This window comes from Winogradskyella sp. 266wxhm (assembly GCF_058964685.1).
The window spans coordinates 1578708-1591246 of the sequence record NZ_CM179559.1; the positions used below are offsets into that span (position 1 = coordinate 1578708).

The 12539-nt window shown below is 36.2% G+C and carries 6 protein-coding genes; 4 read left to right on the forward strand and 2 right to left on the reverse strand.

What is annotated here, in order from left to right; translation table 11 throughout:
• The first annotated feature begins 104 nt into the window (after positions 1–104).
• Positions 105–1046 carry a DUF3078 domain-containing protein gene (locus tag AC2H4K_RS06870; RefSeq protein ID WP_281140562.1) on the forward strand — a complete coding sequence of 314 codons (942 nt, stop codon included), beginning with the start codon at positions 105–107 and terminating at the stop codon, positions 1044–1046.
• A 125-nt stretch (positions 1047–1171) separates the two neighbouring features.
• Here AC2H4K_RS06870 and AC2H4K_RS06875 read toward each other — a convergent pair whose 3' ends face one another.
• Positions 1172–3400: a penicillin-binding protein 1A gene (locus AC2H4K_RS06875; protein WP_493742997.1), complete on the reverse strand. Its 2229-nt coding sequence runs from the start codon at positions 3398–3400 to the stop codon at positions 1172–1174.
• Between the two features lie 54 nt (positions 3401–3454).
• Positions 3455–4666, reverse strand: a complete 1212-nt coding sequence (gene hflX / locus AC2H4K_RS06880; protein WP_493742998.1) for a GTPase HflX — start codon at positions 4664–4666, stop codon at positions 3455–3457.
• Positions 4667–4740: 74 nt separating this feature from the next.
• Here hflX and AC2H4K_RS06885 point away from each other — a divergent pair, with 74 nt between their 5' ends.
• The 3 genes from AC2H4K_RS06885 to AC2H4K_RS06895 all read left to right on the forward strand — a co-directional run bounded on the left by AC2H4K_RS06885 (position 4741) and on the right by AC2H4K_RS06895 (position 12536).
• Positions 4741–5691: an endonuclease/exonuclease/phosphatase family protein gene (locus tag AC2H4K_RS06885; RefSeq protein WP_281140565.1), complete on the forward strand. Its 951-nt coding sequence runs from the start codon at positions 4741–4743 to the stop codon at positions 5689–5691.
• Positions 5692–5913: 222 nt separating this feature from the next.
• The gene (locus AC2H4K_RS06890; protein ID WP_493742999.1) at positions 5914–11595 is read left to right on the forward strand and encodes an FIDD domain-containing protein; all 5682 of its coding nucleotides are present in this window, start codon (positions 5914–5916) and stop codon (positions 11593–11595) included.
• Positions 11596–11627: 32 nt separating this feature from the next.
• Positions 11628–12536, forward strand: a complete 909-nt coding sequence (locus AC2H4K_RS06895) for a PorP/SprF family type IX secretion system membrane protein (protein ID WP_493743000.1) — start codon at positions 11628–11630, stop codon at positions 12534–12536.
• Positions 12537–12539: the final 3 nt, after the last annotated feature.

Genomic DNA, 12539 nt, shown 5'->3' on the forward strand with positions numbered 1-12539 from the left:
TAGAAAAACAAGTCTAATATAATGTTGATTTCTATCGCTTTGTGGTGGGTAAAAATTGACAAAGACTTATATTTGCAACTTAAGTTATTAAAATTTAATCCATTATGAATAAAAAATTACTTTTATCAGCTTCTTTAATGTTCGCTGTATTTTTTGGTTTTGCACAAACTAAAGAAGAGCTACAAGCTCAAAAAGCTGAGAAACAAGCACAAGCAGATAAGTTTCAAAAAGAAGCTGACGCTATTCAAGCTCAAATAGATGCCTTACCTGGTTGGCGAGTTGGAGCTTTTGGTACTATTGGTGGTAGTTTATCTAACTTCAATAACTGGTATGCACAAGGAGCTCCAAATAACTCTTCGGGTAATATTGGTTTTACTTTCAACGCTTTTGCCAATAAAATTGAAGAAAAATATTTCTGGAGAAACTCATTAACAACTAATTTGGCATGGGTTAAATTAGATAATAAAGATATTGAAACTGATAGTGAAGATTTTGAACCAACTACTGATGTGTTTAATATTTCATCACTTTATGGTTTTAAATTAGGTGAAAAATGGGCTATATCTGCATTAGGGGAATATAGAACTACATTATTGAACAACTTTAACGATCCGGGTTATTTAGATCTTGGTATTGGTGCTACTTGGACACCTATCGATAATTTAATTGTAGTGATTCACCCATTGAACTACAACTTTGTTTTTGCAGACAACGATACTGTTTTTGAATCTTCTGCTGGTGCTAAAATCGTAGCAGATTATACAAGACAAATTGGAGCGATTGCTTTTAAAACAAACTTCTCAACTTTCCAAAGTTATGAAGATAGCGACTTGTCTAACTGGACTTGGACTAACTCATTTAGCTATACATTATGGAAAATGATTGGTGTAGGTTTTGATTTTGCTTTAAGAAGCAACAAACAAGAAGCGCTTAATTATGCACTTGGTCAATACGATCCAATGGGAACTGCAGATGAACCAACGTTTGACAACGTAGATAACGATTTACAAACGTATTACACTATTGGTTTAAGCTATAAGTTCTAGTAATTAGAACTGGCTTTTAAAGTATAAAAGGTTGTCTAAAAGTTACTGTTTTGTCAATCTGAACTCGTTTCAGATTCTGAAATAAATTCAGAATGACAGATTCTCATTTTTAGACAACCTCTTTTTTAATCAAATTTTTTCTTCTTATTCTTCTTTTTAAACAAACGTTTAAAAAAGCCATCACGTTTTTCTGGCTCACAGTCTAAGTCTTCAATCACTTCACTTGAAGCCTTTTCAAACCTAGCATTTGTAATACTTTTATAATCCGAATCATTATTCAACTTTTGGTAGAACTTAGCAAAAATTGGCAATGCTGAGTTAGCCCCTTGTCCTAAACCTGTAGACTTAAAACCGATACTATGATTATCGTTACCAACCCAAGTGATCGTTACCAAATCTGGTGTTAAGGCCACAAACCAACCGTCTTTATTATCTTGTGTGGTTCCTGTTTTGCCAGCAATATCATTTCGCAAACCGTAAGTAGACCTCAATCGTGAAGCTGTGCCCGAATTAACGGTAGACTTCATCATTTCTAACATAACTTGCCTTGTGTAGTCATTATAAGCTTGGTCTTTGGATATTTCAGGCTCAAAATTGGCGATAACATTGCCGTTTTTGTCTTCTATTTTTGTAATGTAAAACGGCTTTACAGACTTACTATTATTAACGTAGCTGGCATAAGCTCCGGTCAGTTCTTTCAAGTTAATTTCTGCAACACCAAGCGCCAAAGACGGTTTATCAGGTAATTCTTGTGTTATATTTAATTTTTCTGCTTGCTCTATAACTTTCGGAATGCCAACCTTATCTAAAACTTTTACAGCAATGGTATTTACAGAATTGCTTAGAGCATTCTCCAAGGTATAATTAATATAAGGATCTTCTTCTTTACTTCCTGAGTTTGAAGGAGTCCAATCGTCATAATCCGTGTAAGTTACTTTATTCAACGAGAAGTATGTGCATGGATCTAATCCATCCTCAATGGCAGCAGTATATACAAAAGGTTTGAATGTTGAACCCACTTGTCGCTCACTTTGGGATACATGATCGTATTTGAAAAAACGATAATCAATGCCACCAATATAAGTTCTAACCGCTCCTGTTGATGGCTCAATAGAAAGCATTCCTGTATTTAAAAATTTTAAATAATGTTGAAGGCTATCTACAACAGAAATATTTTTGATGGTATCACCTTTCCAACCAAACAATTCTACATTTCGCTTTACATTTAAAGAATCCATAATTTGAGTATCGGACAAACCATCTTCCTTATATTTTTTTACCAATGGTAGTTTGGCAATAGCAGATTTTAAAATTTGAGAATTGCCTTTCCAAGGTGTGTTTTTTCCAAAAGATGCTTCAAAATCACTCTGTAGTTTTTCAAGATGAGATTTCATAGCTTCTTCAGCATATTCCTGCATTTGATAATCTAAAGTTGTATGAACTACCAAACCATCTCTATATAAATTATAGGTTTCACCTTCGGGTGATTTTATAGAATCTAAAAGTTTTAGCAATTGTTTTTTTACTTCTTCTCTAAAATAAGGAGCTAATCCTAAGTCATGATTATAGGAATGATAATCTAGTTCTAATTTCTGATTCTGAAAATAGTCTAAAGAGTCATTTGAAAGGTAGCCATAATTCACCATCTGACTTAAAACGACATTTCTTCTGCCTTCACATCTTTCAGGATGCAGTCTCGGATTATAATATGAATTAGCTTTCAACGTTCCCACCAAAGTAGCTGCTTCATTTTTTGAAAGTTCTTTAACTGATTTATTAAAAAACTTTAGTGACGCACTTTCAATACCATAAGTATTATCTGAAAAAGGAACCGTATTAAGATAAAGTGTTAGTATTTCTTCTTTTGAATAAATTTCTTCGATGCGTTTTGCTACAATAGACTCTTTAAATTTATTAATGAGCATGCTAAACATTGCATAGTTTTTTCTACCGTATAAATTCTTAGCCAATTGAAGTGTAATAGTACTACCACCTCCCGCGCTTTTATCTTGAAGAATGAGATTCTTTACAAAAACACGAATTAAACTAATGTTGTCTATGCCATCGTGCTCATAAAACCGACTATCTTCGGTAGCGACCAAAGCATCAATTAAATGTTTAGGAAAATCTTCAAAACTTACGGGTTGTCTATCAAATATGTAGTATTTGCCTATTAATTCTCCCTTTCGGTCTAGCAACTGTGTAGCTTGTTCATGTTTAATAGAACTTAATTCTTCAGTCGTTGGCAGTTTTCCGAAAAGTCCTAAATATATACTAATATAAAGTCCTAAAAGAAATACAAAAACTGCTCCCACTACTATCAGTAGCCATTTAACCCATTTGTTTTTGAGCACTTTTTTTATCCAAATTTTGAAGTTCGATTGCGATGACCTCATTAATAAATCTTATTACTCTATATCTTCAACGTCTGGATATAAGAAATGATTGTACGGAAAGCGAGTAACGTGAATATCTCTCACCTCTTTATAAACACGTTTTCTGAATTCGTCCATATTTTCCTTATTCAAAGCTGAAATAAACAAAGCGTTATCACCGATTCTAGACATCCATGTTTTTTTCCATTCGTCAATAGTATAATTGGATTTAGTGCGTTCTTCCGCCAGATCTTCTTCATCAAATGGTTCTGGTTCATAAGCATCAATCTTATTAAACACCATAATTGTTGGCTTATCCTTGCTGTCTATTTCATCTAAAATTTGATTTACAGACTCTATGTGTTCTTCAAAATTGGAATGTGAAATATCTACCACATGAAGCAATAAATCAGCTTCCCTAACTTCATCCAATGTACTTTTAAAAGATTCTACCAATTGGGTTGGTAACTTTCTGATAAACCCTACCGTATCACTTACTAAAAAAGGAAGATTCCCTATCACTACTTTACGAACCGTTGTGTCTAACGTAGCAAATAATTTATTTTCTGCAAAGACCTCACTTTTACTAATCACATTCATTAAAGTAGACTTACCAACATTGGTATAGCCTACAAGCGCAACACGCACCATGGCACCACGATTACCTCGTTGTACAGCCATTTGCTTGTCAATAGTTTTTATCTTCGCTTTTAAAAGTGAAATTTTATCTCGAACGATACGTCTATCGGTTTCAATTTCTGTTTCACCAGGACCACGCATACCAATACCACCTTTTTGTCGCTCAAGGTGTGTCCACATCCCTTTAAGTCTAGGTAGTAAATATTCGCATTGTGCTAATTCCACCTGAGTTCTGGCATAGCTGGTTTGTGCTCGCTGTGCAAATATGTCTAAAATAAGGTTTGTTCTATCTAGAATTTTACAATTCAGTATTTTGCTAATATTGCGCTCTTGAGCAGGTGAAAGCTCATCATCAAAAATTACGGTGCCAATTTCGTTTTCCTTCACAAACCCCTTTACTTCATCCATCTTTCCTGTACCAATAAAGGTTTTAGGATTTGGCATGGTCATTTTCTGCGTAAATCGTTTTACAACATCTCCTCCCGCTGTATAGGTTAAGAATTCTAACTCATCTAAGTATTCCTTAGACATTTCTTCATCTTGGTCTTGTGTAACAATACCTATAAGTACTACACTCTCTAATTCTATATCTTTTTTCTCTAGCATAAATAAATTAAAGTACAAAGTTAAGGAAATGGATTTTCCTTATCATATTTTTTAAAAAGCTATATTTTTATCCCATGATAGAAAAACCTGAGATTTATACTATAGCATTCTACAATATCGAAAATCTATTTGATATTGAAAATGATCCTTATACCAATGACGATGATTTTTTACCAACTTCGGCCAAACGTTGGACTTATAAACGCTATCAAAACAAATTGAGAAAATTGGGGTCTGTCATCTCACAGATTGGCGATAACTCAGAATCTCCTGCTCCTATTATTGTTGGTTTAGCTGAAGTTGAAAATAATAATGTACTATCAGATTTAATAAACAGTGAGCATTTAGAAAATGAAGGATATGAGTTTGTACATTTTGACTCTTTGGACGAACGAGGTATTGATGTTGCTTTATTATACAAAAGTGAATTTTTTATTGTTGAAAGTTCAGAAACATTTTCGGTCTATTTACAAAACGAAATGGGACTTAGAGATTACACTAGAGATGTTCTTTTAGTACAAGGAAAACTGGGTGGTGAAAATTTAAATATTATAGTTAATCATTGGTCATCTAGACGAGAAGGAGAAAAAGAAACAGAGTACAAACGTATAGCTGCTGCTAAAGTTGTTAACTCTATTATAGACAGAATTAAAAAAGAAGATTCTGATGCAAAAATCATTGTTATGGGAGACTTCAATGACAACCCAGAAGATAATAGCATCAAACTTCTTGAAAAGGAAAGCGAACTCTACAATCCGTTTAAAACAGTCTTATCACACGACAAAGGAAGCTTGAATCATGACTTTCAATGGAATATGTTCGATCAAATATTGATTTCAAATAATTTCTTCGACTTAAGCACCTCTAACTTACGTTTTTTTAAAGCAAACGTCTTTAATTCAAAATTTGTAACCCAATACCACGGAAAATATAAGGGTCAACCTTTTCGCACATACGTTGGTAAAAAATATAGAGGTGGATATAGTGATCATTTCCCTGTATTTATTCAGCTAAAAAGTTCCTAAATATATCCAAACCTTTTATCGATTAATACAGTAGTTAATCTATATTAACATTGTTAACATACCGTTAATAGGCATTTTTCATATATTCGGGATGACGAAAAAAAGTGGTTAAGCAGCCTTTAAAATCGTCAATTACAACCTCTATATTAAAACTGACAAACCAACCCTTTCCTAATCAATCGATTAGTGTTAGGGCAATATTTATTAACAAACCGATTACTAATGAAAAAAATTACGCTATTTCTATTTTTACTTGTATTTGCGTTTTCTAGTCATCTTAATGCACAAATTACAAGTTATCCGTATTCAGAAGATTTTGAATCTGGCGATGGTGGTTGGGTAGCCGACAACACAACAAACGGCACTTGGGCACTTGGTACTCCTACGGGTGCTATAATCAACAGTGCCGCTTCTGGTTCAAATGCTTGGGTAACTAATCTTTCTGGTACTTATAACTCAAACGAAAACTCTTGGGTTACTAGTCCTGTGTTTGATTTATCCTCATTATCTGCACCTTCAATTGAATTAAGTATCTGGTATGATATTGAATTTAGTTGGGATGGTGCTGTACTTCAGTCTTCAATTGACGGTGGTACTAACTGGGTTAATGTTGGAGCAAATGGAGACCCAAACAATTGGTATACTGATGATACTATAAATGGTAATCCTGGTGGCCAACAAGAAGGTTGGTCTGGTACTGGTACTGCTGGTACTAATGCTTGGGTTATAGCAAGACATGCTCTTACAGGTTTAGGAGGCCAATCTAATGTAATCTTTAGAATTGCATTTGGTTCTGATGGCTCTGTTACTGATGAAGGTTTTGGTTTTGATGATGTTACTATTTTTGAAGTTACTTGTCCTGAACCATCTGACCTAGCGGTTATAAGTACAACATCTGATAGTGCAATACTATCTTGGACAGAAAACGGGAGTACCACAGATTGGAATATTGAAGTTGTTCCAGATGGTTCAACACAAACAGAAACTCCTACTCATACAGCTAACACAAATCCTTATACTATTACTGGTTTAACTCCTGCTACTAATTATGTTTACTATGTTCAGGCTGATTGCGGTGGAGATGTAAGTGCTTGGGTTGGTCCTTTTGCTTTTTCAACAGAATGTGTGACATTTACAGCACCTTATTCTGAAGGTTTTGAAAATGGTGGATCTATTCCACTTTGTTGGACTATGGATGGTGGTGAAGATTGGTTTTTTGATGATGGCCCTGGCGCTAACCATATTGGAAACAATGGAACTATAACAGGCACAACAGCAACTAATGGCTATTTTGCTTGGTGTGACTCTTCTGGTACTGATGGTGTAAGAACTCTTACAAGTCCATTGGTAGATGTATCTGCATTAACAACACCTGCGCTTTCTTTCTATGAACTGAGCCATAACGAAGGTAACGCCAACTCACAACTCGATGTTGAAGTTTGGGATGGTGCAGCTTGGAATAATATGGGGACTTATAATACCAATACTGCTGGATGGGAACTTAAAATTATTGACATTAGTACTTTAACAATTACAGGTGATGTACAAGCTAGGTTCATCTTCTCTGAGATTGTAGGCACAGACTTCTATGATGACATAGCAATAGATGATGTAACTTTTGATGAGGCTCCAACTTGTTTTGATCCTACATTTTTAACGGCAAATGCAATCACTGCTACTTCTGCTGAATTAGCTTGGACGCAAGGTGGTAGCGCTGTTGATTGGAATATAGAAGTGGTTACTGCTGGTACACCTCCAACAGGAACAGCTACAAATGCTGGTGTAACTAATCCTTATACTGTAACTGGTCTTTCACCTGCTACAGATTACGAATACTACGTACAGACTAATTGTGGCGGCGAACTTAGTGGTTGGGTTGGTCCTTTTACCTTTACAACAGAATGCTCTACTTTCGTAGCACCTTATACCGAAGGTTTTGAAAATGGTGGTGTTATACCGCTTTGTTGGACTATGGATGGTGGTGAAGATTGGTTTTTTGATGATGACCCTGGATTTAACCATATTGGAAACAATGGAACTATAACAGGCACAACGGCAACTAATGGCTATTTTGCTTGGTGTGATTCTTCAGGTAACGATGGTGTAAGAACCCTAACAAGTCCTCTTGTTGATGTTTCTACATTAACAACACCTGCACTTTCTTTTTATGAAATCAGCGATAATGAAGGTAATGCTAACTCTCAATTAGATGTTGAAGTTTGGGATGGTGCTGCATGGAACAATATGGGCACTTACAATACTAACACGTCTGGTTGGGAACTTAAGATCATTGATTTGAGTGGACTTACCATTACTGGTGATGTACAAGCTAGATTTATTTTCTCAGAAATTGTTACTGGTGATTTCTACGATGATATCGCTATCGATGATGTAACTTTTGATGAGGCTCCAACTTGTTTTAGTCCAACTCAATTAACAGCTACAAACCTTTCTCTTACATCTACTGAGGTGAGTTGGACAGATGCTGTTGCCGGCTCTTGGAATATTGAATATGGCCCTTCTGGTTTTACTCAAGGAACTGGTACGGTAGTTACAGGTGTAACAAACCCATATACTATAAACGGACTTACAGCAGATACATATTATGAATTCTATGTGCAAGCTGTATGTGGAGCTGGTGATGTTAGTGCTTTTGCTGGACCTCTAGAATTCTTTACAGGATATTGTGTCTCTGAACCAACTAGTAATGATGGAAATGGTGTTAATAACGTAGCTATTAATATACTTGATTTTCCGAGCTTTGGTGATGTAACTTATGAAAACCATACATCTCCTGTAGTAACGGTGTTCCAAGGTATAGAAACCACTGTAGAAATTGAGTTTGGACATGCATTTACTTACGATGCTAATATTTGGATTGACTTTAACGATGATTTAATTTTTGATGCTTCTGAGTTAGTTTTCTCTGGGGAATCTAACGGATCTGGTAACCCTCATATACTTGACGCTTCTTTTATAATGCCTGCAACGGCACCTATAGGACAACATAGAATGCGTATCGGAACAGCTGACTTCGGTCAATCAACACCTGACCCTTGTTATAATGGTTCATGGGGTGTTACGCTCGATTTTACTGTAAACATACAGGAATTATTATGTACGCTTCCTGAAGCTACTTATACAACAGTACCAGACTGTGCAGGAAATCAATTCTTTATTGATGTAGATGTTACAAGTATGGGTGATGCAGCTTCATTAGAAATTTCTAATGATTATGATGCCAATACTATTCAGGCACTAACCGTTGATACATATCAAGCCGGACCATTCCCTTTTGGTTCTTCTGTCAAAATATTCGTAATGAATGAACAAGATAATAACTGTACTATAAGTAGTGACACTTTTGAAGTATTAGCTTGTCCTCCTACCAACGATGAATGTATTAATGCTACTGTAGCTATTGTTAATGATGGTGAATCTTGTAATGATGTTACACCAGGTACAATCTTAGCTGCTACTCCTTCAGGAGTTCCTGCTGGAAGTTGTGCTGGGACACCTAATGACGATGTTTGGTTTCAGTTTACAGCTTTAGGTGAACAGCAAATTATTCAAATTATTAATATTACAGGAGGTACAACTAATATAGATCATGCGGTTTATGAAGGCTCATGCGGTTCTTTAACCGAAATTTATTGTTCAAGTGATGATTATAGTCTCACTCCAACCTTAGTTATAGGTAATACTTACTATGTTAGAGTATTTTCTAATGGATCTGTAAGTGAAACAAGTTCATTTGATTTATGTATTGGCACATTAGGTACACCAACATATTGTTTAGATGCATTACCTATTTGTGCTGATCCAGATATCGAATATCCAAGTGTAGTTGGTGACCAAACAGCACCTCCATATTTAGATTACGATTGTTTAGGATCTCAACCAGATCCGCAATGGAATACTATTAACTTTGATCTTGCTGGAGACTATGTATTTAGCTTAGATCAAACTAACGCAGCTGGTACAGGTTTAGATATCGACTTTATTGTTTGGGGACCATTTGTAGATCAACAAGGTGGTTGTGTAGATTTATTACCTGAAACCATTGCAGATTGTAGTTATTCTGCAACAGCATCAGAAACAATTACGCTTTCTAATGTTCCTGCAAATTCAGTTTATGTTATTTTAATAACCAATTTCTCTCAACAAGAAGGTACTTATACATTTGTTCAAGATTCAGGCCCTACTGATGGAACTAATTGTGATGTGGTTTGTGACGTTGTCATGGAAGTTGATGGTTTGCCTATTGAAGATGATGTTGCCGATTTGGCAACCCCAGATGAAGTATTAGACTACTGTGGTTTTGACAGTGTAACTTTAGAAGCTACTACATTCTATAGTGTTGACCAATATGTTTGGTATCAAGATGGTTTCGTTATCCCAGGTGCTGACTTACCTACATATACTGCTACAGAATCTGGAACATATCAAGTTCAAGTGTTAGGTGGTATTTGTGATCAAAGTATATTATATTTTTCTGCTTTAGTAGAAATAAATTTCTATGATGAAGCTCCAAGTGTTGCCTCTCAGAACTTAACTGTTTGTGATGGCCCTGAAATGGATGGTGTTGAAGATTTCGACTTGGACGCCCTAACAGCCTCATTAGGTTTAGGATCGGATTTCACAGTTACTTATTACACTAGTACTTCTGATGCAAATCAAGCAATCGGTGCTGTTTCTTCACCTTATAATTCTTCTGGTGAAACTTTAATTATTAGAGTTGAAGATACTGATGCATATAATGACAATCATTTAGGTTGTCGTCAATTGTCTCAAGTAGATTTAGTAGTTCAACCTGCACCTTCTATTGGCTCACCAATGGATTTAGAAACATGTTCTGCAGACACAACTACTGAATTCCAATTGACAGACAATGATGCCACTGTGCTTAATGGGCTGTCTGGAAATTATACTATTTCTTATCATGCTAGTATGGAAAATGCAGAAGATAATATTTCTGCTTTATCATCACCTTATATGGGCTCTAATGGAGATATAATATATGTTCGTTTAGAGAATACTGATACTGGCTGTTTTAATGTTGATTCTTTCAGTCTTATCATAAATCAACCTACCCAAACAGCAACGAGTCAAAACATTGAAGAATGTGATGATTCAGATGGATTTATTGATGATATGGCAGACTTTGACTTACTTGCTCATACAAATATAGTATTAGGTAATCAAGATGCATCTAATTACAATGTTACATATCATAATTCTCAAGAAGATGCTGAAAATAATAATAACGCATTACCTAATGTATATACTTCAGGTAGTACTACTGTCTATGTTAGAGTTGAAGATGTAAACTTCTCAAACTGTTATGTAATTAATTCTTTTGAGTTAATTGTTGGTTCTGTACCACAAGCCACGTTCGATCCATCATATGATTATGAAGTATGTCCAGGTGCTACGGTATCCATTGAGATTGCTCTTATACCTACCAACTTCAGTGCAGAGGATGTGACCATAAGCTGGTACTATGAAGGTACTCAGATCAACGGTGAGAGCGACCTTGTCCTTGACAGTGGCGTACTACTAAGCGGTGAGTACTCTGCTGAGATCATGTTCAACGATACGGGTTGTACAAACACTGTATACACAGACGTGGTAGAACTTGATTTCTGTGATTTCCCTCAAGGTATATCTCCTGGTGTATCACCTGGACAGAACGATACCTTCGACTTAAGCCCGTTCGATGTAACAGAGCTTAAGATTTTCAACAGAAACGGTACTCTAGTATACTCTAGAAGCAACTATATCGATGAATGGCACGGACAAACCAACAGTGGTGATGAGCTTCCTGTAGGAACTTATTTCTATACCGTGATATACGAAGGTGGTGCTAAATCGAAAACAGGATGGGTATACATCAACAAATAAATTTGACTAACTGAATCAACTTAAATTATAACATGAAAAAACTCTCTATTATAGCGGTCCTGTTACTGGCGTTCCAGATGCAGGCTCAACAGGACCCTCAGTATACGCAGTACATGTACAATATGAACGTCGTTAACCCTGCTTATGCCGGGTCGAGGGAGAACCTTTCCTTCGGGCTCTTATACAGAAAACAGTGGTCTGGTATCGATGGTGCACCTGAAACGGGTACCTTCTTCGGGCACGCTCCTGTGGGTGACAATCTTGGTATCGGTCTGTCGGTTATTGCCGATCAGATCGGTCCCGTACAAGAAACCAATGTCTATGCTGACGTATCCTATACTCTTAGACTTGGCGGTGAGCACAACTTAGCTTTTGGGGTTAAGGCTGGTGCTACTACTTTCCATGATATTGGATTGACGGACTTGGTTGTACAAAATGAGGATGATCCGTTCTTTAACCAGAACATCAACTCGACAACACCTAATATAGGTGCAGGTTTCTTTTACTATACCAATAAGTATTATCTATCCCTGTCTGTACCGAACTTGCTATCTTCGGTGCACTTGGATGACAATGGCAACAACCTTGGTTCTGAAAGTCAGCACTACTTCCTAACTGGTGGTTATGTATTTGACCTCTCAGAGAACACAGAACTTAAGCCTTCGTTCTTGGTAAAGTCTTCTTTCGATGCTCCGACATCTTTCGATGCCAACCTGAACGTACGTTTCTATAAGAAACTTGAGTTCGGGGCTTCATACAGATTGGACGATTCTTTCTCTGGATTGGTAAACTTTGCCATATCACCTGCATTTAGAATCGGTTATGCATACGATGCGGTAACTTCGGATATAAAGGCCTATGCTCCTGCCTCGCACGAGGTTATGTTGCTGTTCGACCTTAATTTCCCTAAACGTGTCTCTCGTTCACCTAGATACTTCTAATCA

What these genes read in the sequence shown, in the direction of transcription:
- AC2H4K_RS06870 (WP_281140562.1), top strand. Translation starts at nt 105, where the DNA reads ATGAATAAAAAATTACTTTTATCAGCTTCTTTAATGTTCGCTGTATTT.
- hflX (WP_493742998.1), bottom strand. Translation starts at nt 4,666, where the DNA reads ATGCTAGAGAAAAAAGATATAGAATTAGAGAGTGTAGTACTTATAGGT.
- AC2H4K_RS06885 (WP_281140565.1), top strand. Translation starts at nt 4,741, where the DNA reads ATGATAGAAAAACCTGAGATTTATACTATAGCATTCTACAATATCGAA.
- AC2H4K_RS06890 (WP_493742999.1), top strand. Translation starts at nt 5,914, where the DNA reads ATGAAAAAAATTACGCTATTTCTATTTTTACTTGTATTTGCGTTTTCT.
- AC2H4K_RS06895 (WP_493743000.1), top strand. Translation starts at nt 11,628, where the DNA reads ATGAAAAAACTCTCTATTATAGCGGTCCTGTTACTGGCGTTCCAGATG.